At 63.3% G+C, this 23,390-nt stretch carries 25 protein-coding genes and 2 tRNA genes; 8 read left to right on the forward strand and 19 right to left on the reverse strand.

Features of this window, described 5'->3' with window-relative positions; genetic code table 11:
• Positions 1 to 79 precede the first annotated feature (79 nt).
• The gene (locus AC1RZR_RS18855; protein ID WP_481825566.1) at positions 80 to 445 is read left to right on the forward strand and encodes a hypothetical protein; all 366 of its coding nucleotides are present in this window, start codon (positions 80 to 82) and stop codon (positions 443 to 445) included.
• Positions 446 to 535: 90 nt separating this feature from the next.
• Complete coding sequence (locus AC1RZR_RS18860; RefSeq protein WP_481825567.1) at positions 536 to 1,180, forward strand: cytochrome c oxidase assembly factor Coa1 family protein; 645 nt, start codon at positions 536 to 538, stop codon at positions 1,178 to 1,180.
• A 284-nt stretch (positions 1,181 to 1,464) separates the two neighbouring features.
• Here the strand turns inward: AC1RZR_RS18860 and mmsB are convergent, their stop codons facing one another.
• Together mmsB and AC1RZR_RS18870 are read right to left on the reverse strand one after the other, a co-directional pair.
• Positions 1,465 to 2,349, reverse strand: coding sequence for a 3-hydroxyisobutyrate dehydrogenase (gene mmsB, locus AC1RZR_RS18865; protein WP_477271998.1), 885 nt, complete (start codon positions 2,347 to 2,349; stop codon positions 1,465 to 1,467).
• Between the two features lie 26 nt (positions 2,350 to 2,375).
• Positions 2,376 to 3,542: an isobutyryl-CoA dehydrogenase gene (locus AC1RZR_RS18870; protein WP_481825568.1), complete on the reverse strand. Its 1,167-nt coding sequence runs from the start codon at positions 3,540 to 3,542 to the stop codon at positions 2,376 to 2,378.
• 144 nt (positions 3,543 to 3,686) lie between these two features.
• Between AC1RZR_RS18870 and AC1RZR_RS18875 the strand changes: the two genes are divergently transcribed.
• Positions 3,687 to 4,301: a dimethylsulfonioproprionate lyase family protein gene (locus AC1RZR_RS18875; protein WP_481825569.1), complete on the forward strand. Its 615-nt coding sequence runs from the start codon at positions 3,687 to 3,689 to the stop codon at positions 4,299 to 4,301.
• On the forward strand, positions 4,301 to 5,776 hold the full coding sequence (locus tag AC1RZR_RS18880; protein WP_481825570.1) for a cobyric acid synthase: 1,476 nt from the start codon (positions 4,301 to 4,303) through the stop codon (positions 5,774 to 5,776). Before AC1RZR_RS18875 ends, AC1RZR_RS18880 begins: the two co-directional genes overlap by 1 nt.
• Before the next feature lie 2 nt (positions 5,777 to 5,778).
• On the opposite strand, the gene AC1RZR_RS18885 is transcribed toward AC1RZR_RS18880, so the two are convergent.
• The 4 genes from AC1RZR_RS18885 to AC1RZR_RS18900 form a co-directional block, all read right to left on the reverse strand.
• Positions 5,779 to 6,198, reverse strand: a complete 420-nt coding sequence (locus tag AC1RZR_RS18885; protein WP_481825571.1) for a VOC family protein — start codon at positions 6,196 to 6,198, stop codon at positions 5,779 to 5,781.
• 72 nt (positions 6,199 to 6,270) lie between these two features.
• Entirely contained in the window at positions 6,271 to 7,101 is an 831-nt protein-coding gene (locus AC1RZR_RS18890) for a helix-turn-helix domain-containing protein (protein WP_481825572.1), read from the reverse strand.
• Positions 7,102 to 7,203: 102 nt separating this feature from the next.
• Positions 7,204 to 7,374, reverse strand: coding sequence for a hypothetical protein (locus tag AC1RZR_RS18895; RefSeq protein WP_023812274.1), 171 nt, complete (start codon positions 7,372 to 7,374; stop codon positions 7,204 to 7,206).
• A gap of 53 nt (positions 7,375 to 7,427) precedes the next feature.
• Positions 7,428 to 8,213, reverse strand: a complete 786-nt coding sequence (locus AC1RZR_RS18900; protein ID WP_477271985.1) for a TSUP family transporter — start codon at positions 8,211 to 8,213, stop codon at positions 7,428 to 7,430.
• A gap of 151 nt (positions 8,214 to 8,364) precedes the next feature.
• On the opposite strand from AC1RZR_RS18900, the gene AC1RZR_RS18905 reads away from it, so the two are divergent.
• Positions 8,365 to 8,796 (forward strand): TerB family tellurite resistance protein, encoded by a 432-nt coding sequence (locus AC1RZR_RS18905; protein ID WP_379096634.1) that lies wholly within the window; start codon positions 8,365 to 8,367, stop codon positions 8,794 to 8,796.
• 45 nt (positions 8,797 to 8,841) lie between these two features.
• On the forward strand, positions 8,842 to 9,327 hold the full coding sequence (locus AC1RZR_RS18910; RefSeq protein WP_481825573.1) for an NUDIX domain-containing protein: 486 nt from the start codon (positions 8,842 to 8,844) through the stop codon (positions 9,325 to 9,327).
• A gap of 4 nt (positions 9,328 to 9,331) precedes the next feature.
• On the opposite strand, the gene AC1RZR_RS18915 is transcribed toward AC1RZR_RS18910, so the two are convergent.
• The 5 genes from AC1RZR_RS18915 to AC1RZR_RS18935 form a co-directional block, all read right to left on the reverse strand.
• Positions 9,332 to 10,954 (reverse strand): ABC transporter ATP-binding protein, encoded by a 1,623-nt coding sequence (locus AC1RZR_RS18915; RefSeq protein ID WP_481825574.1) that lies wholly within the window; start codon positions 10,952 to 10,954, stop codon positions 9,332 to 9,334.
• Positions 10,951 to 11,820 carry an ABC transporter permease gene (locus AC1RZR_RS18920; RefSeq protein ID WP_477271978.1) on the reverse strand — a complete coding sequence of 290 codons (870 nt, stop codon included), beginning with the start codon at positions 11,818 to 11,820 and terminating at the stop codon, positions 10,951 to 10,953. The genes AC1RZR_RS18915 and AC1RZR_RS18920 overlap by 4 nt, the downstream gene beginning before the upstream one ends.
• Complete coding sequence (locus AC1RZR_RS18925; RefSeq protein ID WP_481825575.1) at positions 11,817 to 12,764, reverse strand: ABC transporter permease; 948 nt, start codon at positions 12,762 to 12,764, stop codon at positions 11,817 to 11,819. Before AC1RZR_RS18925 ends, AC1RZR_RS18920 begins: the two co-directional genes overlap by 4 nt.
• Before the next feature lie 118 nt (positions 12,765 to 12,882).
• Positions 12,883 to 14,361: an ABC transporter substrate-binding protein gene (locus AC1RZR_RS18930; protein ID WP_481825576.1), complete on the reverse strand. Its 1,479-nt coding sequence runs from the start codon at positions 14,359 to 14,361 to the stop codon at positions 12,883 to 12,885.
• A 161-nt stretch (positions 14,362 to 14,522) separates the two neighbouring features.
• Entirely contained in the window at positions 14,523 to 15,803 is a 1,281-nt protein-coding gene (locus AC1RZR_RS18935) for an acetylornithine deacetylase/succinyl-diaminopimelate desuccinylase family protein (RefSeq protein ID WP_481825577.1), read from the reverse strand.
• Between the two features lie 8 nt (positions 15,804 to 15,811).
• Here AC1RZR_RS18935 and AC1RZR_RS18940 point away from each other — a divergent pair, with 8 nt between their 5' ends.
• Both AC1RZR_RS18940 and AC1RZR_RS18945 read left to right on the forward strand, forming a co-directional pair.
• Complete coding sequence (locus tag AC1RZR_RS18940; RefSeq protein WP_481825578.1) at positions 15,812 to 16,000, forward strand: hypothetical protein; 189 nt, start codon at positions 15,812 to 15,814, stop codon at positions 15,998 to 16,000.
• A 25-nt stretch (positions 16,001 to 16,025) separates the two neighbouring features.
• Positions 16,026 to 16,454, forward strand: a complete 429-nt coding sequence (locus AC1RZR_RS18945) for a L,D-transpeptidase (protein ID WP_477271970.1) — start codon at positions 16,026 to 16,028, stop codon at positions 16,452 to 16,454.
• A gap of 67 nt (positions 16,455 to 16,521) precedes the next feature.
• On the opposite strand, the gene AC1RZR_RS18950 is transcribed toward AC1RZR_RS18945, so the two are convergent.
• The 8 genes from AC1RZR_RS18950 to AC1RZR_RS18985 all read right to left on the reverse strand — a co-directional run bounded on the left by AC1RZR_RS18950 (position 16,522) and on the right by AC1RZR_RS18985 (position 23,269).
• The gene (locus tag AC1RZR_RS18950; protein WP_481825579.1) at positions 16,522 to 17,505 is read right to left on the reverse strand and encodes a lipid A biosynthesis lauroyl acyltransferase; all 984 of its coding nucleotides are present in this window, start codon (positions 17,503 to 17,505) and stop codon (positions 16,522 to 16,524) included.
• Between the two features lie 13 nt (positions 17,506 to 17,518).
• On the reverse strand, positions 17,519 to 18,547 hold the full coding sequence (locus AC1RZR_RS18955; RefSeq protein WP_481825580.1) for a zinc-binding dehydrogenase: 1,029 nt from the start codon (positions 18,545 to 18,547) through the stop codon (positions 17,519 to 17,521).
• A 36-nt stretch (positions 18,548 to 18,583) separates the two neighbouring features.
• Complete coding sequence (locus tag AC1RZR_RS18960; RefSeq protein ID WP_477271964.1) at positions 18,584 to 19,855, reverse strand: beta-ketoacyl-ACP synthase; 1,272 nt, start codon at positions 19,853 to 19,855, stop codon at positions 18,584 to 18,586.
• Positions 19,856 to 19,906: 51 nt separating this feature from the next.
• The gene (locus AC1RZR_RS18965) at positions 19,907 to 21,097 is read right to left on the reverse strand and encodes a beta-ketoacyl-ACP synthase (protein ID WP_477271962.1); all 1,191 of its coding nucleotides are present in this window, start codon (positions 21,095 to 21,097) and stop codon (positions 19,907 to 19,909) included.
• A 56-nt stretch (positions 21,098 to 21,153) separates the two neighbouring features.
• Positions 21,154 to 21,435, reverse strand: coding sequence for an acyl carrier protein (locus AC1RZR_RS18970; protein WP_006335407.1), 282 nt, complete (start codon positions 21,433 to 21,435; stop codon positions 21,154 to 21,156).
• A 177-nt stretch (positions 21,436 to 21,612) separates the two neighbouring features.
• Positions 21,613 to 22,755 (reverse strand): slipin family protein, encoded by a 1,143-nt coding sequence (locus AC1RZR_RS18975; RefSeq protein WP_477271959.1) that lies wholly within the window; start codon positions 22,753 to 22,755, stop codon positions 21,613 to 21,615.
• A gap of 369 nt (positions 22,756 to 23,124) precedes the next feature.
• Positions 23,125 to 23,198 (reverse strand) — tRNA-Asn (locus AC1RZR_RS18980).
• Positions 23,199 to 23,269, reverse strand: a tRNA-Gln gene (locus AC1RZR_RS18985).
• Positions 23,270 to 23,390 lie beyond the last annotated feature (121 nt).

Here is a 23,390-nt window from a genome sequence, read left to right on the forward strand (position 1 = left end):
AACATTGGGAACGAATACCATCCCCAGCGCGTAGTGTGTGGGCAGTGGCTGATTCGGCCGCGAAAAGGGGTTTGATTTCATGAGAAAGACCGGCAACAGCCGACGGACGCAAGAGGCGGCCAGCATCGGCGGTGACCTGATGCTGGCGCCGCTGGTGGCGATGATGCGGCTGCCGTTGATGGCCATGGATGCCGGGAGCAGCCAGCCATGGGGCACCGAGACGGCGCGTGCGGTAAACGAGAAGACCGTGGCAATGACCGAAGGCGCGCTTGCGGCGCAGATGTCTTTCCTGCAGTCGGCGTCGCGGTTCTGGCCGGAAATCTTTTCCGGCCGCACACCGTCGCTGCTGAACGGCGTCGCGGCCGAACAGTCGATCAGCGCCGCGCTGAAGCCGGCCAGCCGCGCGGTGAAAGCGAACTTTCGCCGGCTGTCCAACAAGGCCTGACAACGAAAGGCCGATCCAGAAAAACCGATTCCCGTTTTTCGAGGTCATACGTTAGAACCCTGTCAGGCACATCTGCCGATGGGGAACATCATGGCCGGACAACCGCTCAACCAGCCCGCCGAAATTCCGGCTGAACTCGACCGCTGGAACTGGGGCGCCTTCTTCCTCAACTGGATCTGGGGTATCGGCAACAGCACCTTCATCGCCCTGCTGGCGCTGATCCCTGTCGTCAACATCATCATGATCATCGTGCTGGGTGCGCGCGGCAGCCGCTGGGCCTGGCAGAACCGCGTCTGGCGCGACGCGGAACAGTTCCGCAAGACGCAACGCAACTGGGCAATCGCCGGCCTTGCCGTCTGGGTGGTCAGCATCGGCGGCTGTGCGGCGATGGTCGGCGGCATCCCCTACGTCCTGAAAGGCAGCGATGCCTATCACATGACGATGGACAAGCTACGCGCCGACGATCGCGTCAAGACCGCTCTCGGTGATGGCGTGGCCGACAGTTTCTGGGTCGGTGGCCATCTCAATGTCAATGCGAATGGGGCGGGCGACGCCCAGTTCAGCATTCCGGTCCATGGCGCCACGGGCAAGGGCACCGCGTACTCAACCGCTGTCCGGACGGCCGGCACGTGGAGCCTGCGCCTGCTGGTGGTCAGGGTCGAGGGAGCCGATGCACCGATCGTGCTGATCAACGAAGATCATGTCTCGATCCCGAATGCGGCAATCGGAATATAAAACCAGGTTGCGCAGACAGATCCGCAGAAACGCAAAAACCGCGCTCCATCGGGAACGCGGCTTTTGCCAGATACGCACGGCACTTCGCTACTCAAACACTTGGCGAAACTTACGGGCTCCGGTACGCGAGACCTGATCCGGAGCGCCGGGCGAACGCGATATGTCCGCCTCGCATTCCGTTTTATAGAGACATCGTTACCGGGGGGTTATCGAGACCTTAAGCAAACCTAAATTTCACGGGGTTTCTCTCAAGATGTGCGAAAAAACCCAGTCATTTTAGTAGTTTATGGATTTGCGCCGCGCAGAAAATTAATGATGCCGGAAAAATCGGCGCCCGCATGCCCCTGAGCGTTGAACAGCGCATAGAGCTGGGCTGCCTCGGCACCAAGCGGGGTCACCGCGCCGGAACCTTGTGCTGCTTCCTGCGCCAGCTTCAGGTCCTTCAGCATCAGTGCGGCGGCAAAGCCGGGCTTGTAGTCGCGGTTGGCGGGCGATGTCGGCACAGGGCCGGGCACGGGACAATAGGTGGTCAACGACCAGCACTGGCCGGAAGATGTCGAGGCGACATCAAACAGCGCCTGATGCGACAGGCCGAGCTTTTCCGCCAGCACGAAGGCTTCGGCGACGCCGATCATGGAAATGCCGAGGATCATGTTGTTGCAAATCTTGGCCGCCTGTCCGGCGCCGTCGCCGCCGCAATGGACGATGCGCCCGGCCATCGGCTTCAGGATCGGCTCGGCGGCGGCGAAGGCATCGTCGGAACCACCGGCCATGAAGGTCAGCGTGCCGGCCGCCGCGCCGCCGGTGCCGCCCGAGACGGGCGCATCGATGGACCGTAGGCCGTGTTTGGCGGCGACGGCATGCGCCTTGCGCGCCGATTCGACGTCGATGGTCGAGGAATCGATGAACAACGCGGCCTTTTTCGCCCTGGGGGCAATGTCCTCATAGACCGACAACACATGCTTACCGGCCGGCAGCATGGTGATCACCACATCGGCGTCCTTCACCGCGGCCGGCGCGTTGGCCATGATGACGACGCCATGCTCGCGCGCGACCGCCAGATTCTCCGGCATCAGATCGAAGCCATGCACGGCATGCCCGGCCTTGACCAGGTTGGCGGCCATTGGATTGCCCATGTTGCCGAGGCCGATGAAGGCGATCGTCGTCATTGTCTCTCTCCCGGGTTCTTCTGGCGTCAGCGGCCAATCAACGCCCGCGCGATGATGACGCGCATGATCTCGTTGGTGCCTTCAAGGATCTGGTGCACGCGCAGGTCCCGCACCAGCTTCTCGATGCCGTAATCGTGCAGATAGCCGTAACCGCCGAGCAGTTGCAGTGCATCGTTGGCGACATTGAAGCCGGTGTCGGTGACGAAGCGCTTGGCCATGGCCGACCATTTGCCGGCATCCGGCGCCTTGCGGTCGAGCTTCGAGGCGGCGGCATAGAGGAAGATGCGCGCCGCCTGCAGCTCGGTCTCCATGTCGGCCAGCCTGAACTGCAGCGCCTGAAACTGGTTGATCTTGGAGCCGAAAGCCTTGCGCTCGGCGGTGTAGGAGAGCGCCTTGTCGAGCGCCGATTGCGCGCCGCCCAGCGAACAGGCGGCGATGTTCAGCCGGCCGCCGTCGAGCCCCGCCATGGCGATGCCGAAGCCGGCGCCTTCGCCCGACAGCAGGTTTTCCGACGGCACCTTGCAGTCCTCGAAGATGACCTGGCGGGTCGACTGCATGTGCCAGCCCATCTTGTGCTCGTTGGCACCGAAGGAAAGGCCGGGCGCATCTTTTGGTACAACAATGGTGGAAATGCCTTTCGGCCCGTCGGCGCCGGTGCGCACCATGACGGCGTAGACGTCGCTGTCGCCGGCGCCCGAGATGAACTGCTTGGTACCGTTCAGCACATAGTCGCCGCCGCTCTTCACCGCGCGCGTCTTCAGCGCCGCGGCGTCGGATCCGGAACCGGGTTCGGTCAGGCAATAACTCGCCAGCCACTCCATCGAGGTGAGCTTGGGTAGGAAGCGCTGGCGCTGCTCCTCATTGCCGAAACGGTCGATCATCGAGGCCACCATGTTGTGGATCGAGATGAACGATGAAAAGGCCGGATCGGCCTGCGACAGCGCCTCGAAGATCAGCACGGCGTCGAGCCGGCCAAGCGCGGAACCGCCGACATCGTCACGGGTGTAAATGCCGCCGAGGCCGAGCGGGCCGGTCTCGCGGATCACGTCGGCGGGAAAGTGTTTCCTGCGATCCCAGTCGAGCGCGTTTGGCGCGACGCGGTCGGCGGCGAACGCCTGCGCCATCTCCTGGATGGCGCGCTGCTCCTCGTTGAGTTCGAACTGGCTGGTGCTCGCATCGACCGCGGCGTCCATGGCGTGCTCCCTATGTGCTGGCCAGCTAGCTCGCTGGCCTGTCGTTTTTGGCTTTTCGCGCAGACCAATCTAGACCAATGATGCCGCCGCGCAACCCGACCTTCCGCGGAGCGGCTGTGCACCAATGCATGTCCGGAGCAAGATGTGACGACAAAATTCGATGAGCTGCTGGAACGGTTCCACGCCTATCTCGCTTCCGTGGATGATACCTTGGTGCGCGATGCCGTGGCGCGGATCGCCTGGGACATGTCAGTTCGCGCGCTGGAGCCGCATCGGCTTGGCTGCCTGCGCCACCTCGATCGCGCCGTGGAACTGGCGCCGCCGGCTGCCAAGCCGCTGGTGCAATGGCTGGCGGAGCACCGGAACGATCTTTGCTGGGGACAGACCTATGGCGAGGCGGATTTCGGCAAGGCATTCATCGACAATTACGGCTGGCTGGAGATGTTCGGCACGCGTGGCCACTTCGCCAACGACGATGTCGCCGCTGGCCTGCTGATCCTTGGCCCCGATATCGTCTATCCCGACCACCATCACGTTGCCGAGGAAATCTACATTCCGCTGACCGGCGGGACCGAATGGCGCATGGGTGAGGGCGGCTTTCGCCGGCGCGCGGCCGGCGAGGTCGTCCACCACGCCTCCAACGTCAACCACGCCATGCGAACGGCCGAAGAGCCATTGCTGGCGCTTTACATCTGGCGCGGCGGGCCGTTGGCGGCGAAATCCACGATTACCGGCACCGCTACTCAGGGCAGGAACTGATGGCCAAGGCGATCATGCTGCAGGGCACAGGCTCCGATGTTGGCAAGACGGTGCTGGTCGCCGGCCTCTGCCGCGCAGCAAAAAAGCGTGGGTTGAAGGTGCGTCCCTTCAAGCCGCAGAACATGTCGAACAATGCCGCCGTCGCCGACATTCCCGGCGACAACAATGCCGGTGGTGGCGAGATCGGCCGCGCGCAATGGCTGCAGGCGATCGCATGCGGTGTGGCGCCATCGGTGCATATGAACCCGGTGCTGCTCAAGCCGCAAACCGATGTCGGCGCCCAGATCATCGTGCAGGGCAAGGTGTTTGGCGAAGCGCGTGCTCGCGACTATCAGGCGCTGAAGGGCCGGCTGATGGATGCCGTGCTCGACTCCTGGGGCAAGGTTGGCGAGGGCGCCGATCTGGTCATCGTCGAGGGCGCCGGTTCGCCGGCGGAGATCAATCTCCGCAGCCGCGACATCGCCAATATGGGTTTTGCGACGCGCGCCGACGTGCCGGTGGTGCTGGTCGGTGACATCGATCGCGGCGGCGTCATCGCCTCGATCGCCGGCACGCATCTGATCTTGCCGGAAGAAGACCGGCGCATGATCGTCGGCTACCTCATCAACAAGTTCCGCGGCGACGTCTCGCTGTTCGACGACGGCTTAAGGTCGATCACAGGATTCACCGGCTGGCGCTGTTTTGGCGTCGTGCCGTGGCTGAGGGCGGCAGCACGCTTGCCTTCGGAGGATTCGGTGGTGCTGGAACGGCTGGTGTCCGGCGAGACGCGTGCGCTCAAGATTGCCGTGCCGATGCTAGGCCGCATTGCCAATTTCGACGATCTCGATCCGCTCAAGGCCGAACCGCAGGTCGAGGTGGTGTTCGTGCCGCCGGGAAAGCCGCTGCCCGCCGATGCCGGACTGGTGATCATCCCCGGCTCCAAGTCGACGATCGGTGATCTCCTGAAATTCCGCGAGAACGGCTGGGATGGCGATCTGCTCGCGCATCGCAAGCGGGGCGGCCATGTCGTCGGCATTTGCGGCGGCTTCCAGATGCTTGGCCGGACAGTGCGCGACCCTGACGGCATCGAAGGCAGCGTCACCGAGGCCGAAGGGCTCGGCCTGCTCGATGTCGAAACAGTGATGGAACCGGAAAAGACAGTGCGCAATGTCAGCGCCCGCTCGGTGCTGTTCGACCTACCGCTCGAAGGTTACGAAATCCACCTCGGCCGCACCACCGGTCCGGACATGATGCGACCGTCGGCGATCATCAATGGCGTCAAGGATGGCGCCGTTTCCGCTGACGGCAAGGTGGTCGGCACCTATCTGCATGGCCTGTTCGGCGCCGACGGCTTTCGCGGGAAATTCCTCGAAAGCCTCGGTATCAAGGGTGGCGGCATCGACTATCGGGCCGAAGTCGAGCGGGCGCTGGACGAGGTCGCAGCCGAGTTGGAAACCCACCTCGACTGCGACGCGATTTTTGCGCTGGCCCGGTAGGGTTACGCCTTTTCGCCTGCCTTCGGCCAGTAGGTGCCGAACGACCAGACACTGCCTTCCGGATCGCGGCAGATGAACTCGCGGCTGCCATAGTCGCGGTTGGTCAATTCCTGGATGATCGTGGCGCCGGCCTTTCTGGCTTTGGCATAGGCGGCATCGGCGTCGTCGACGGCAATGTAGATCGACTTGCCGCCGCCTGAGCCGGGCTCGCCCACCATCTTGCCGTAGTCGTCGTCGCGCACCGTGCCGAGCATGATCATCGAAGAGCCGAAAACCAATTCGGCATGGTGCACGACATCGCCTTCGCCATAACGGGCACGGACGCTGAAGCTGAAGGCATCGCACAGCCAGTCGATCATTCTTGCCGCGTTCTTGTAGCGCAACGCGGGGTAGAGGCGGGGTGCTTCAGTGGTGGTGGACATGAAAACTCCTTCATCCGGGTTGGTCGATATCCCAATTTTGGTCGAAGGCCGTTCCATCGTCTTGAAGAAATGTTACCTGACCGAAAGTGCGGTCGGCGTTTCTCCGGCAAGGTCGCGGAACTCACGCACCAGATGCGCCTGGTCGGCATAGCCGCAGTCCGCGGCGATATCCGCCCAGTCGGCAGTCGACTGCCTCGACAGGCCGAGCGCCCGGTTGAAGCGCACGATGCGCGACAGCGTCTTGGGGCCGATACCGATCGCATTGGAAAAGCCGCTGGCAAGATGTTTGCGGCTCCAGCCCAGCCTTTCGGCAAGCGATGAGATGCGGGTCCGGCCACCAGAGGTGATGATGCGGTCATAGGCCCAGGCGATCTCGAGCGGCGTTTCGGCGGCATGGTCGAGACGGGCGGCGACGAAGGCTTCGGCGATATCGAAACGCGCCGACCAGTCCGGCGCGTTGCCGAGCCGTTCACGCAGCGCCATGCCTTCGGCGCCAAGCACGTCGTCGAGGACGATCATGCTGTCGGTCAGTTCGCTCATCGGCCGGCGGAAGAACCGGCGTGCGCCAAGCGGTGTGAAGTTGACCTGAACGCAGCAGGCGCCGCCGAAGGATTCGATCACCACCGGTCCGGCATAGAGGCCGGCGGCGAAACTGGCGAAGCGGTCATTGTCACCCGGCGCCTTGCCGAGCCCGATGGCGAAAGGCTCGGCGAAGCTGATGACCAGCGGCACGGTCAGCGATGCGTATTCGACATTGCGCAAATGGCCCGGCGCCATTTCGCGATAGCCGCAAATGTCGGTGATAGTGCCTTGAAGTGCAGGATTGGGAAGACGCCGGCGCATCTCGAACCGCCCGGCGACCGACCGGTCCTGTTCCTGCTGGCGTTGCATCTCGACTGGCATCGGCATCCTTCAACGGACAGAAATCTAGCAGACCTCAGACCAGAATCAAAAACGCCCGGCTTTTGGCCGGGCGCTCATGGTCCCCCCTTCAAGGGAAACGTGTCAGGCGCCGCGCATCAAGCAGCCGCCGGCAAGCACGATGAAAGCAATAAGAACAATCCACACCGATGCGAGTGGAATAAACGCAAGAACGCCAAGCGCGGCAAGAACGCCGATGATGGCGATAACAACGGAAATGATAAAAACGATCTGGGTGGGTGCGCTAAGATTCATGTCTGGCTCCTCGCAACATGATTCGAACAGCGGCATTCTATCAGGGCGCGTGATCACACACCAATCATGACACGCAGCGGGTTCGCCGGGTCGGCCAGGAGCTTCACGGCCAGCGCCAGGCAGACGATCACCAGCAATGGCTTGATCAGTCTTGCGCCGACGCGCATGGCCAGGCTGGCGCCGACGCGGGCGCCAAGGAACTGGGCAACACCCATCATCAGGCCGATCTTCCAGTAGACGACACCGACAGCGGCGAAGACGATGAAGCCGCCGATGTTGGAGGCGAAATTGAGCAGCTTGGTGTGCGCTGTCGCCTTGAGCACGCCGTATCCAGCAAGGGCGACGAAGGCCAGCATGTAGAAGGAGCCGGCGCCCGGTCCGAACAGGCCGTCATAGAAGCCGATGGCGGGAACCAGGGTCACTCCGAACAGGAATGGCGACAGGCGCTCAGTGCGGTCGACGTCGTTCATGTTTGGCTTGAGCGCGAAGTAGAGCGCGATGGCGATCAGCACCAGGGGCAGGAGGGCGCGCAAGAGATCGCCTGGCACGATCGTTGCCAGCAAGGCGCCGACAGCACTTCCGGCAAGCGCAAGCAGCGCTGACGGCAATTGCCGGCGCAGGTCGACATGACCCTTGGACGCATAGTGGATCGTCGCCGACCCGGAGCCGAACATGCCCTGCAATTTGTTGGTTCCAAGCGCTTCGACCGGCGAGAAACCGGCAAGCAGCAACGCCGGGATGGTGATCAATCCGCCACCGCCGGCGATCGAATCGACAAAACCCGCGGCAAAGCCGGCGAACGCCAGCATGGCGACGGTATGAGTGCTAAGGTCGATCATTTGATATATGGAGATGTCCGGTCGGCTGAGATATCGGGCGTTCGACCACGACCGCCCTGTTTGCGCAAGGCCGATTCCGCGCTACCTCTATCCAAGCGCGTCGCTCTTGGACGGAATCATGCGACGCATCTGAATCGGAAAGAGGCCCCTGATGGCATTCGCATTGCTGGACCAGATACGCTCGATCTTCGACGGCGACCCGGGCGTGCGCAAGGTGGCGGACGATCCGGTCTTGTCAGCGGAACTTCTGATGCTGTTCCGCATGATCCTGGCCGACGGGTCGGTCAGCGAGAGTGAGATGGTTGCCTTCCGGAGGATCTGCAAGGACGCCTTCGGCATCGCCGAAACCAGCATCGACAGCGTCATCGAATATCTCAACGAGTTCGGCTACGAGACCAACGGCTCGCAGGCCATTGCGCTGTTCCGTGACCTCGACATTGAGCGGCGCAAGCAATTGGCCCGCCACATGGCTGAGATCGCCAAGGCGGATTCGCAGCTGGCCGAGAGCGAGGTGCGGCTGCTCCGCCGCACGCTCGACCTGCTCGACATCAGTCCGGTCGACGTGGTCAAGCCGGAAGGCTGAGGCGCTGCGTGGCAGAACCAATCGCCGGCGCTGAGGGCCGTTTGTGTGACCTTTGCCGATAGCTATCTGGGACAGTTGCGGGCGCTGATCGGTGATCGTCTGGTGCTGATGCCGGGCGCGCGCATCGTCATCGAACGCGCCGATGGCCGCATCCTGCTGCAGAAACGGACCGATTTTGGCTTGTGGGGCCTGCCCGGCGGCAGTGCCGAGGAAGGCGAGGGCCTGGAGACCGTGGTGATCCGGGAGGTACTCGAGGAAACCGGGTTGATCGTCAGCGATGTCGAGCCGTTCGGGTTTGGCTGTGACCCGCGCCATGAAACCTTCCAGTTTCCGAATGGCGATCGCGCCCAGTTCTTCGCGCTGATGTTCTACACGCGATCGTTTGAAGGCGAGCCGGCCGTCACCGACGACGAGAGCAGCGCGGTCGGCTGGTTCGCCGTCGACAGCTTGCCCGAAACGCTGCCCAATATGGCGCGCAGCATCGAGGCCTATCTGCGATTCAAGACCACCGGAAAATTCCAGATGATCTGAAGGGCTAACCCTGCTCCTGCATTCGTCGAGCAATCGCCCGGTGCAAATCGGGAGCGGCGGTGACCAGCGCCTTGGCTGCTTCGGATTGCGGGTGATCCAGCACCTCGTTCGTGTTGCCGCGCTCGACGATCTTGCCGTCATGCATGACTAGCACCTCGTCCGTGATGGCGCGGGCGACGGTCAGGTCGTGGGTGATGAAGAGATAAGCGATGCCGAGTTTCTGGTTGAGCTCTGCGAACAGGTCGAGGATCTGGGCGCGGATCGAAACGTCGAGCGCCGAGACCGGCTCGTCGGCGACGAGGAGCTTGGGGCGCGTGATGATGGCGCGGGCGATCGACAGGCGCTGGCGCTGGCCACCTGAAAATTCGTGCGGATATTTGTCCATGTCGCGCTGGTCGAGGCCGACTTCGTGCAGCGCGTCCGCCACCATCTCGCGGCGCTCGGCGCGCGTCGGCTTCTTGTCCAGCACATGCAGGGGTTCGGCGACCAGTTTTTCAACCTTCTGGCGCGGGTCGAAGGAGCCATAGGGGTCCTGGAAGACAACCTGCATATCGCGTCTGGCAGGCTTCAGTTCCGCTTCGTTCTTGCCGGTGATGGTCTCGCCGCGAAACCGGATCGTGCCTGAGCTTGGTCGGTCCAGCGCCAGGATGATGCGCGCGAGCGTTGACTTGCCGCAGCCGGAGCGGCCGACCAGCGCCACTGACTGGCCCGGCGCCATCGACAGTGATACGTCGTCCACGGCACGAATCGAGGCTGCTCGCCTGAACAGCGAGGTGCGCCGGGCGGGATAGTCGCGGGTCACGCCCTCGACCTGAAGCAAGGGTTGGCCCGATCCGACGCCATGCGGTCTTGCCCGTGCCGGCACATGCATCGAGGCTTGCGCCAACTGGCGCGTGTAGGGGTGGAGTTGTTGCGACAGCGTGCGTGCCGTGTCTCCGGCTTCCATCACCTCGCCACGACGCAGAATGGTGATGCGGTCGGCCATCTCGGTTACCACCCCGAGGTCGTGCGAGATCAGGAGCAGGCCCATGCGGCTCCCCGCGACGAGGTCGCGCAACAGGTCGAGGATCTGTGCCTGCAGCACCACGTCGAGCGCCGTGGTCGGCTCGTCGGCGATCAGCAGTTTGGGTTTCAGCGCACAGGCGATGGCGATGACGACACGCTGGCGCTGGCCGCCCGACAGTTCGTGCGGATAGCGCGACAGCGGGAATTTCGCCGAGGGCAGGCCGACGCGATCGAGCATTTTTCGCGCCCGCTCCTCGGCGTCGGCGCGGCTTGCTTTGGTGTGCCAGCGTATGCCTTCGGCGACCTGTTCGCCGATGGTCTTGACCGGATTGAGCGCCGTCATCGGCTCCTGGAACACCATGCCGATGTCGTCGCCGCGCAGCGCGCACATCTGGTCCTCGGTAGCCGCAAGGATGTCGATGCCGTCGAAGGTGACGCGCCCGGTGGCACGCGCGGCCCAAGGCAGAAGCTGCATCATCGTCAGCGCGGTCATCGACTTGCCCGAGCCGGACTCACCGACCAGGCCCATCACTTCGCCGGGCGCGACGGAAAGGTCGATACCGCTCAGAATTGGCGTGTCGCCGATGGTCAGCGACAGGTTCTCGATGTCGAGCAGGCTCATCGCTGCCGCCGCGATTTCGGGTCGAGGATGTCGGCGATGCCGTCGCCCAGGAGGTTGAGCCCAAGCACGGTGACCACGATCGCCATGCCGGGAAAGATCGCCATCCATGGCGCCACCACCATGCGGGTCTGCGCGTCGAACAGCATGCGGCCCCAACTCGGCATTGGCGGCTGGGCGCCCAGGCCCAGATAGGAAAGCCCGGCTTCGGCCAGGATGCCGAGCGCGAACTGGATGGTGCCTTGTACCAGGAGCAGCGTAGCGATGTTGGGCAGCACATGTTCGATGCTGATCTGCGTGCTGCTCTTGCCGGCGGCGCGCGCGGCAAGAATGAACTCGCGCGGCCAGATCGCCAGCGCGCCGGCTCGGGCGACGCGCGCGAAGACCGGAATGTTGAAGATGCCGATGGCGATGATGGCATTGACGGCGCCCGGCCCGAAGATGGCGGTGATCATGATCGCCGACAGCAGCGCAGGGAAGGCGAAGACGAGGTCGTTCAGCCGCATCAGCGCCTCGTCGACGAGGCCGCCGCGGGCCGCGGCAAAGGCGCCGAGCGGGACGCCGACACCCATGCCGATGCCGACCGCGACCAGCGCCACGGCAATCGAATTGCGGGCGCCGACCATGACCATCGACAGGATGTCACGGCCGAAATGGTCGGTGCCGAACCAGTGCGCCAGCGAGGGCGCTTGCGTCTTGTCGGATATCACGAGTTTCGTGACATCGTAGGGCGTCCAGCCATAGGAGACGATCGCCATCGCCAGGATCAGCAAGGTGATGACGAAACCGGTAACGAAGGCGGTGTTCCTGAACGCCTTGGCCAGGATGCTGCTGAACGTCTCCTCGGGGATGTCGATGTGCAGCGTCATTGCCGGCCGCTCAAGCGCGGATCGACGATCGCATAGGAAAGATCGACGAGGAGGTTGACGGCTATGACGGCGGCAACCAGCAGCATGACGACGCTTTCGACGACGATCAGGTCGCGCTGGGTGATCGCCTGGAACACCAGCCGGCCGAGGCCGGGCAGGTAGAAGACATTCTCGATGATGATGGTGCCGGCAAGCAGGAAGGCGAATTGCAGGCCAAGGATGGTCAGCACCGGGATCATGGCGTTGCGCAGCGCGTGCCGCCACAACACGGCGCGATAGGGCAGGCCCTTGGCGCGGGCGGTGCGGATATAGTCCTGGTTGAGCACCTCGATCAGCGCCGAGCGGGTAACGCGTGCCAGGATCGCCGCTTGCGGCAAGGCAAGCGCCACTGCCGGCAGCAGCAGCGATTTCAGCGCCGGCCAGACGCCGGCGCTCCAGCCGGGAAAGCCGCCGGCCGGGACCAGCCGCAGCCACACGGCGAAGACATAGATCAGCATCAGCGCGAACCAGAAATTGGGAACGGCGACGCCAAGCTGTGCGGCGCCCATCGCCACCGTGTCGCCCGCGCGTCCGCGCCGGCTGGCGGAAAACAGGCCGACCGGGATGGCGATGAGGGTCGAGAGCGCCAGCGCGATCAGCGCCAACGGCAGCGAGACGGCAAGCCTTTCGCGCACCAGATCGATGACCGGTACCGAATAGGTGTAGGAGCGGCCGAAATCGAGGCTGAGCAAGCCGCCGGCCCAGTGCAGATAGCGCCAAGGCAGCGGCGCGTTGAGACCCATCTGGTTGCGCAGCAGCTCGACCTGGTCGGCACTGGCGTTCATGCCCAGCATCAGCCGCGCCGGATCGCCGGGAAGGATCTCCAGCACGGCGAATACCACCATGGAGGCCAGCACCAGCGTGGCGAGCGCAATGGCAAGGCGCTTGAGGAGATAGGCGGTCATGGAGGTGAAAGAACAGCTACGTTCCCGGTCCCAAAGATCGGGCTACGGTATCGTTCTGCGGCGCCCCCCTCCGAGGGGGACGCGAAGGAGCGCAAGCGTCGCCTTTTGGCCAACAGCCTCACTCGCTCCACTTCACCTTTGTCAGGTCATTGGCCTGGATCGGCGCGTTTTCCCACAGCCCCTGCAGCTTGGCGTCCCAGACGCCGACCTTGGGCAGTTCGAAGAGAAAGCCGACCACGGCATCATCGGCCAGGATCTTCTGCGCCTGCCCAAGCAGTTCCTTGCGCTTGGCTTCGTCGGAGGTGAGGTTCAAATCGGCAATCACCTTGTCGAAGGCCGGATTGTCGTAGTTGAAGTAATAATCCTTGCGCGAATAGATATCGATGTCGTTGGGCTCGGTATGCGAGACGATGGTCAGGTCGTAGTCCTTCTTGGTGAACACCTGATCCAGCCACTGCGCCCATTCGACCGGGACGATCTCGAGATCGATGCCGACGTCGCGAAGCTCCGAGGCGATGATCTCGCCGCCGAGCCGCGCGTAAGAGGGTGGCGGCAGCTTCAGCGTTGCCTTGAAGCCGTTCTCGAGGCCTGCCTCCTTCAGCAGTTCCTTGGCCTTGGCAACGTCATGCGGATAGCGGCCGGTGAGGTCGACATAGTCCTTGTTGGCCGGCGACATGTGCGAGCCGATCGGCTGGCCGAGGCCCGCCGAGGCACCGTCGATGATCGCCTTGCGGTCGAGCGCGTAGGAGATCGCTTGCCTGACCTGCAATTTGTCGAAGGGAGGCTTCTTGTTGTTGATCGACAGGAGGGTTTCACCTTCGGTTGCGCCGATCACCACTTTGAAGCGCGGATCGTCCTTGACCTGCGCGACGCTGTCGGCATCGAAGAACGGGAAAGCCTGGATGTCGCCCGAGAGCAGTGCCGGCACATAGGCCGCGGCATCGGGAACGATGCGGAACTCGGCCTTGTCGAGGAACGCCGGCGTGCCCCAGTAATTGTCCGATTTGACCAGCGTGATCGACGATCCCTTGGCCCAGCTCTGGAATTTGAACGGGCCGGTGCCGATCGGCTTCTCCTTGTTGGTGTCGGCCGATTCCGGCGCCACGATCACCGCGTCGCCCCAGCCCATATTGTAGAGGAAGGAGCCTTGCGGGTTCTTCAGCGTTACCTTGACCGTCGCCGGATCGACGACGTCGACCTTGTCGATCGCCGCGAACAGACCCTTCTGCGCATTGACCGAGTTATCGGCGCGCGCGCGATCCAGCGAGAATTTCACGTCGCTGGCATCGAAATCGGTGCCGTCATGGAATTTGACACCGGTGTGAAGCTTGAAGGTGTAGACCTTGCCGTCATCGGAAATGGTCCAGCTTTCAGCCAGATCCGGGAGCACCTCGCCATTCGGTCCGATGCGGGTCAGGCCCTCGAACACATTGGCGTAGAGAACCTCGTCGATCGCCGCGGCGGCACCGGCGGTCGGATCGAGGTGCGGCGGTTCGAGCGGAATGCCGATGACGAGATCGGTTCGCGAGGCGAATGCCGCGGTTCCGGCGGCCAGCGACAGCACCGCAGCGGCCAGAATGGTTTTCCACAATCTCATCATGCAACTCCCATGCGTTTCAGACACGTGCTCAAACCCGGGCGATAGAAGCGTGATTTTGCCACGGAGTAAATTGCGTTTCGTTCTGCCCGGCTGGATGGCTGGGAATGTTTTTGCCGTTGCAGTGCCATAGGCAGGTCGAAGCTTGTCGCGATGCGCGGCTATCCTGCGGCTGTGCCGCGCAACAGTACGTTGAGCCCGATCGCCATCACCTTGGCCGATTCGATCATGTCCGAGATCCCGACCCATTCGTCCGGCCGGTGGGCGAGGTCGAGGATGCCCGGGCCATAGGCGATGCAATCATAGATGTGGCCGATGCGGGCAATGTGCTTCTGGTCGTAGGTGCCGGGTGAAATGACATAGTCCGGTTCGCGGTCGAAGATTGCCATGATGCCTTGCGCCACCGCCTTGACCACGGGTGCGTCGCGCTCCGTCATCAGCGGCAGCACTTCCATCAGGTCGCGGATCTCGTAGTCGAATTTTTTCCGCTCGCGCCTCAGCCGGTCGAGAATGCCGGTCACTTCACCCTTGACCGTGTCGAGATCCTCCTCGAGCAGGAAGCGGCGGTCGATGGTCAGCCGGCAGGAATCGGGCACGTTGGGCGAAGGCAGGCCGGGCCGGAAATCCTCGGTCTGGCCACCATGGATGGAGTTGATGTTCATGGTCGAGCGCCTTGCGCCTTCTGGCACGACCGGCATGCGCGTCATCTTGCGGTCGAGCGCCGGGAACAGCTCGTCCTCAAAGGCCTGCAGCACGGCGCCCATATGGCGTACGGCATTGTCGCCAAGGAACGGCATCGAGCCGTGCGCGATCTCGCCCCTGGTTTCGATCTCGGCCCACCAGACGCCGCGATGACCAAGGCAGATGCGATCCTTGTTCAGCGGCTCGGGAATGATGACGTGGTCGACCCTGGGTTTCGAGAAATAGCCGAGCCTGGCCAGATGGGCGACGCCGCCGAAGCCGCCGGACTCCTCGTCGACAGTGCCCGATATCTCGATGGCGCCGGGAAAGTCGGGAAACACCTCCATGAAAGCTTCTGCGGCAATGACCGAGGCAGCCAGGCCGCCCTTCATGTCGCAGGCACCGCGGCCGTAGACCTTGCCGTCCCTGACGACCCCGGCAAAGGGGTCGACGGTCCAGCCGTCGCCGGCTTCGACAACGTCTATATGCGAGTTGAAGTGGACGCAGGCGCCGGGCGACCGCCCGTCGAAGCGGGCGACGACATTGACGCGCGGGTAGCGATCGGTGTCGCCGGGCGTGCCTTCGGCGCGGATGAATTCGGTCTCGAAGCCGCTCTTCTTCAGCCGCGCACCGAGAAACTCGGCGCATGGCCTGTAGGCCTCGCCGGGTGGGTTGATGGTGGGAAAACGGATCAGGTCTGCGGTCAGCGCGACGACATCGTCGCGCCGGTCATCGATTGCCTTGAGGAGTCGCTCGTTCATGCGACAAGTTGAGCAGCGATATCAACGGTTTTGCAAGCCCGCTGGTGATGAGATCCGTGCGGCGTGTCGTTGCGGCAACTATCGCGGGAAATCGTTCAAATTCGCTGCATCGCATTGGCGAATTGGTCAAGGAGTGTGTGTTATCCCGGTCACCAGCCATTAAAAAGATGAAAAACAACGTGATGGCAGGCAAGTAAAGGGCAATCAAAGGGGTTTGATCGCATGAAAAAGACAGTTCTCATGGCAGCCGTGTTTGTCGCGATGCTGTTCGGTGCTGCGGGGCAGGGCTGGGCAGCCAGCCTCGTTGCAAACATAGACGTATCGTCACAGACGATGACGGTCAGATATGGCTTTTCGGTTTACCGGTGGAGCGTGTCCACCGCGCGACCCGGCTATTTCACGCCGCGCGGTACCTATCGTCCGCAGCGTACCGCCCGGATGTGGTATTCGCGCAAATACCATATGTCGCCGATGCCTTATTCCGTGTTCTTCCATGGCGGCTATGCCATCCATGGAACGGGCGCCGTCAGGCAGCTCGGCCGCCCGGCATCGCATGGCTGCGTGCGGCTGCACACGGCCAATGCCGCAACCTTCTATTCGATGGTGCGGGAAGTGGGTTTCGGCAACACGCGGATTGTGGTGACGAACTGAAGCCCGGTTTCGCTTGCCGTAGTATTGTCGGCTGGCGCGGAACTCGCTTTCCCGCCGGCGGATCGGCTCAGGTGCTTGCAATCGAAGCCGGCTGTGGGGGCCGCTTTCTCCGCCCGCCGCCGATCTCCCATCTTTTGTGGAACCACATCCACTGGCCGGGGTCTTCGCGCACCCAGCGTTCGACCACGTCGGCGAGAAGCTGGGTGGTGGCGTGGACATCGACGCTGCCGTCGGCGGTACGCGGCAAGGTCAACTTGTCCTCGATCTCGAGCCGGAAGCGGTTACCCGGCAGCCTGACGCAGCGCGCCGGATAGACGTCGCAGTCGTAGTGACGGGCAAGGGTGCCCAGCACCCGATTGCTCTGGCAGGGGCGGCCAAAGAATGTCGTCTCCAGGCCGTTGGAGAATTTCTGGTCGACAAGGATGCCGATGTTGCCGCCATTCTCCAGGACCCCCGCCAATGCAAACGAAGCGCCGGCCATCGATGGCAGCAGCGATCCCATGGTCGAGCGGCGCGTCGAAAGGATGTAGTCGGCGAGGTAGGGGTTGTTGGGCGGACGAAACAGTGCCGTGATGTTCATGCCGAAGGTGGCGGCGGCCACCGGCAACAATTCAAAATTGCCGAGATGGCCGGTGAAGACGATATGCGGCTGGTTTTCGGCGGCGATCTCGACAAAATGCTCTATCCCCTGGACCTCGACGCGTCCCGGGCTGGTGGCTGCGGGATCGTAGTCGAACAGGGCGTCGAGGAAGATGTATTCTGCGGCGAGGCGAGCCATGTTGCCCCACATGTCGGAAGCGATGGCCTGGATCTCGGCTTCGCTCTTTTCCGGATAGGCCTTGCGCAGATTGTCGACGGCGACCTGATGGCGCCCCACCCAGGGGCCGATACGGCGTGCGACGCGGTCGGCGAAATTCAGTGCCCTGTCGGCCGGCAGCAGGCGCAGGATCGAGATGATCATCATCGCCGCGCGCGCAACCAGCCAGTAGTTCAACTGGCGCAGCTGCCTGCCATAGCGAAATTTGAGATCCCGGCGAAACTTCTTGAACACTGAGGTCAGGGCCCTAGCCGACGCGCAGGATGATCTTGCCGAACACGTCGCGGCTTTCCATGCGCTTCAGCGCGGCATCGATCTCGTCGAAGCCGACTTCGGTGTCGATGACCGGTGCGACCTGTCCCGCCGCCATTTTCTGCATGGCGTTGGCCATGTTCTCCATACGGCAGCCGAAGGAGCCGAGCAGTTTCAACTGCTGCTGGAACAGCTGCATCAAATTGATCTGCGTCGACACGCCCGAGGTGGAGCCGCAGGTCACCAGACGGCCGCCGCGCTTCAGGCACAGCATCGAGCCGGCAAAAGTGTCGGCGCCGACATGTTCGAATACGACATCGACGCCCTTCTTCTTGGTCAGCTTGCGCACGACGCCTTCGAAACGGTCGTCTCGATAGTTGATGACGTGGTCGGCGCCGAGCGCCTTGGCCTTGTCGATCTTGTCGTTCGAACCGACCGTGGTGATGATCGTGCAGCCCATCCGCTTCGCCAGCTGGATGGCCGCCGAGCCGATGCCGGAGCCGCCGGCATGGACAAGAATGGTCTCGCCGGGCTGCAGTCGGGCATTGTCGAACAGCATATGCTCGACGGTGCCGAAGGTGACGGGTGCCACCGCTGCACCGATATCGGTCACGCCGGGCGGGGCGGGGACCAGCAGGCGGGCCGGCAGGTTGATCTTCTCCTGCGCGAAGCCGTCGAGATGGAAGCCGTGAACGCCCGAAACATGTTCGCAGAGATTGTCGCGGCCTTCGCGGCAGGCACGGCACAAGCCGCAGGTGCGCGCGCCGTAGATCGACACCAATTGCCCAGGCAGCAGGCTGGAAACGCCGGGACCGACCGCCTCGACCTCGCCTGAGGCCTCGGCGCCGACGACCAGCGGAAGCTTGCGCTTGGCGAAGGCCATGCCGCGCCAGCCCCAGACATCGATGTGGTTCAAGGCGACTGCCTTGATGCGCAGCGTGACTTCGCCGAGTGCCGGCGGTGGTGGAAGCGGCAGGTCCACCGTCTCAAGACGGCGGTCCTCGATAAGTTGCAGTGCGCGCATGGAGCCTGTCAGTTCTGATTGGCGGAAAAAGGTCGCTTAGACCGGTTCCCGCGCCATGACAAGGCAAGTGTTCTGGCCACCGAAGCCGAAGGAGTTCGACAGAACTGTGCGAACCTCGGCGTTACGCTTCTTGTTCGGCACCACGTCGAGTACGATCGCCGGGTCCGGATTGTCGTAGTTGATGGTCGGCGGAATGACGCTTTCGCGCATCGTCATCAGCGAGAACGCCGCCTCGACGGCGCCGGCCGCCGACAGCGTGTGGCCGATCATCGATTTGTTCGACGAGACCGGCATCGAGCCGATCCGCTCGCCGAACACCGTCGACAGCGACAGATGTTCCATCTTGTCGTTTTCCGGCGTCGAGGTGCCATGGGCGTTGACGTAGTCGATCTCGTCTTTGCTCAGGCCGGCATCGGCAAGGGCGGCACGAACCGCGGCGATCGCCGGTGAACCGTCGGGCTTGGAGCGGGTGCGGTGGAAATCGTCGGCCTTCTCGCCGCAACCACGCAGGATGCCGAGAACAGTGGCGCCGCGCGCCAGCGCGGCTTCGAGCGATTCCAGCACGAGAGCGCCCGAACCCTCGGCCAGCACGAAGCCGTCGCGGTCCTTGGAGAAGGGTTTTGATGCCTTTTCCGGAATGTCGTTGTGGGTCGATAGTGCCGACAGCAGCGAGAAACGGATCAGTGCCTCGGCGGTCGCCGAACCGTCGGCGCCGATCGACAGCGCCCGGTCGCATTCGCCGCGGCGGATCGCCTCGACGCCGAGCTGGATGGCGGTTGCGCCGGAGGCGCAAGCGGTCGACAGCGTGATCGGCAGGCCGCGCGTGCCCAAGCGGTCGGCGAGCCGGTCGGCGATCGAACCGAACTGGGTGGTCTCGAAAATATCTGTCGCCTTCAGCCCGCGCGCCACCCGCAGCAGCCTTTCGGCGCCGGCATCCAGTTTGTCGGAATTATAGAGCGAGAAGCGTTCGTGCCAGTCGAGTTCGACCGGTGGCGAAGCCAGGAACAGGGGACCACCAAAGTCGCCGGAATTGAGACCGGCTTCGGCCACGGCCTCGTGCGCGGCGGTTTCGGCAAGCTCATAGGTGAGGGGGCTGGCACCTTTCGAACTCGACGCCAGGAAGTCGACGGTGCCGGAGATGCGGGTGTTGAGATGGTCGACCGGAAAGCGGGTGATCGGGTGGATGCCCGATTTGCCGGAAGTCAGCGCCGCCCAATTGTCGGCCTTGCCGACGCCAAGCGACGTCACCACGCCGATGCCGGTGACGGCGACGATTGGCCTGCCCATGTGATCGTTCAGATTGGCCATCCGGGAGCCCTCGACCTCTTATCGTTACAACATGGATTGCGCAGCGCCGCCTCAGGCGACGTTGACCAGCGCCATGCCCTCGAATTGGTGATAGCCAATCGCCGTTGCAAGGACACTTGCTGGAACGCCTTCGAACGGCTTTTCGGCTGCGGCATCAAAAACAGGGTAGGCGGCCTTGCGGTCGACGGCGAGTGCGGCCAGCGCCACGGCGAACGGAAACTGCGCTTCCTTCATATGCCCGGTCAGTGTCGAGAAGCCGCGCGAGGCGATCGCCGGATTGGCATCGAGTGCTGCTTTCTCGGCATTGGTTGCGGCATGCGCGCCCGATGCGCCCGACAGGGCAAGCAGTTTGCCGTTCGGCAATGCCGCTTGGCTGAGCAGTGCGGCGATCTCGGTATCGAGTTCCCCCCGTGACCGCCTGGCGCGGCCGGAGACGACCGGGCCGAGCTCGGCATAGATTTTCCGGCCCCGACTTGTCGCGTGTTCGCGCTGCTCCAGCACCAGGAAGGCGCCACCGGAGCCCGACACAACGCCGCCGCCCTCGGCACCCTGTCTTTGCCAGACGGGCTTCCACGGGCCGCGATGCAGATAGCCGGCAAGCTCATAGCCGAGCAGCATGTCGGAATGTTCGGTCTGGAAGGCGCCGCCGACCAGGATGTGCGTCGACTGGCCGGAGCGGATGCGCGCGGCGGCCGTCTCGACGGCGGAGACGCCCGCACCTTCCTCACCCATGAAGGTTCGCGACGAGCCGGTCACCTTGTGGACGATGGAGATGTTGCCGGCGAGCAGATTGGAAAGCTGGGCCAGGAACAGCGTCGGCCGCAATTCGGTGGTCAGCTTCTCATTGAGCAGCACGTCGCGGTCGTTGCGGCTTTCCGAAGCGGCGAGAATGGCGGCGTCGACCGCTTCGTCGCGCTCGCCGCCACCGGCGGCCACAACCATGTCCATGGTCGTGCAGAGCTCGTCATTGCCCTTGATGCCGGCGTCGTCCAGCGCCAGGCCGGCAGCATAGGTGCCGAGCCGCTGCCAGGTTTCCATCTGCCGCTGGTCGCCGCGCTTGGCGATCTGCAGGTTCCAGTCGATCTCCGGCAGCGGATGGACGGTGTAGGGCGCAAAGCGCGCCGCTTCGAGCACCGGCTGCAGGCCCGGCTGGGCAAGCTTCTGCCAGTGGGCATCCGGACCCTCTCCCAGCGAGGAGACAAGGCCGATACCTGTGATGACGACGTCGCGGGGGCTGCTCATGAGCGGCTTTGTGGGTCAGGCGGCAGAGCGCGTCAAGGTCGCGCGCTCAACTGACGTCAGGCGTTCTTGGCGGCGACCAGCGCGTCGATCTTGGCGCACAGGTTCTTCATGACGAAGTAATCGTCGGTCGAAGCCTTGCCGTCATTGACCTCCTGGGTCCACTTTTCCAGTGGCACCTTGATGCCGAATTCCTTGTCGATGGCGAAGACGATGTCGAGGAAGTCGAGGCTATCGATGCCGAGATCGTCTATCGTGTGGCTCTCGGGCGTGATGGTGTCGATATCGATCTCGCTGGTGTCGGCAATGATCTTGGCGACTTTGTCGAACGTGGTGGACAAGGGGCTTTTCCTTCGGTTGCGGGCGGAATCTGTCCGCATGTGTTTGGGCGCTGTCTAATCGGTTTTTCCCGACAGGAAAAGGCCTGATACGCCGGGGGCAGATGGGTAGGGTGCTCAAGAAACGCAAGAAGGGCCGCCGGTTGACCCGGCGGCCCTTCCCTTTGACGTTACGTCAGCTCAGCTGTCGCGGAGCTTGACGAGGTCGTTGAGCAGTCCGCCCGTTCCGTTGTGGACGGTCAGTCGCTCGACCTTGCCAGCGATGGTTTCCAGAGCTTCGAGCTCCTTCAGCCGTAGCATCACCGGGTTCTCCGCCATCACCCGGGCCGTGTTGAGCAGCGAACGCGTGGCGTTCGTCTCCTCGCGGCGGCGGATGATGTTGGCCTCGGCCTGCTTTTCGGCCGACACCACCTGGTTGAGGATCTCGCGCATCTCGCCCGGCAGGATGACATCCTTGAGGGCGATATCGCTGACCTCCACCCCGATCTCGGCCATATCGGCGCGGACCTTGGTCGCGGCCTCCTCGTCGACCGTCACCTTCTTTTCAAGGATCTGGTCGAGCGTCAGCGCGCTCAGCGTCTTGCGGAAGGCATACTGCAGGGCGCGGTAGAGGGCCTCGGAGAAGTCCTTCACGGTGCTCACCGCCTTGACCGGATCGACAACCCGGTATTCGGCGGCGATGTTGACGCGGATCGTGACGTGATCCTTGGTCAACACTTCCTGCCCGGCGACATCGAGCGACTGGCGCTTGAGGTCGACGACCTTGATCTGCACCATGCGTCCGACGTTCCAGAAGCCATGCACGCCCGCCGTCAGCGTCCTGACCAGGACACCGTCGATGAACAGCAGTCCTGCCTGGCCGTCGACGACCGGATGGACGGACATCAAATCCGCCTTCCGGGCCTGGCCGAGCCGGCGCATGACCGCCGCATCGATGGCGAGGTCGGCCGAGGTGTCGATCACCGTCACCTTCCACGGACCGGCATCCGTCCACAGCACCAGCTTGCGATCCGGCGCCACAACGGCGTGCAGGTTGCCGTCACGCTCGATGACGGCGACGTCCGTGCGCCCTGTGCGAACGACGGTGAAATGACGCGCGGCCACATCCGGGAGCTTGTCGAACAACGCCTTCTCGTATGCAGAAACGAATTCCGGGTTCTTCAGATCGTGCCGCGACACCTCGAGGCTTCCGCGCCGGTTGGCGAGCCAATGCTCGCCCGGCAGCAGGACAGCCTTGATCTCACCCTTGTAGAGGGTGAGGGCACGTTCGTTTTCCCTAACGAGGACGCGCTCGCGTCCAAGAACCTTGTCGAGAATGGTCATTGTCTTACTCCTGTCGGGCATGGCCCCATGCGAGGCGTCAAGTCATGCGTCGATCTTCCCTTCGTTTCTCGTTTCACATCGTCTCTTGCGTCATGTCCGGGCACGAATGATCCGGGGACTGGTGGCATCAATCCGTGGCGGGCCTTCGGGAGCGGATCGCGGGGCAGCGAAGCGGACGCCGGAGGCCTTGGCCTCCCTTGCCGGCGACGCTGCGCCTTGACCATCACCGCGGGCCTGGCCGCGAGCCGATGGCGTCAGACTTTCAGGATGGCTCGCGCCCGAAGGCTTGGGCCGTCCGTCAGATCTTCAGCATTCCAGTCCCCGGACCGTTTTTCAGATAACACCGTGGCAGGGTGCTGGCTTATCAGGCCAATGGAGAAGGATTCGAACCTTCGACAGTCAGATTAACAGTCTGATGCTCTTCCCAACTGAGCTATCCGTTGTGCAGATGACGGGACTCGAACCCACAACCTCCGGACCAAGTCCGGCGCTCTCCCAATTGAGCTACACCCGCGATCCCAATCCCCAAAGCGGCGCCGTATACAGGGCGGTCAAAGCCGCCTGCACGGGCGGAGACGAAAGCTCCAACCGTTGTGCTCACTTCGGTTTTCGTGACCGGGTGCGCGCCTATAGCC

This window comes from Mesorhizobium bavaricum, from assembly GCF_056781655.1.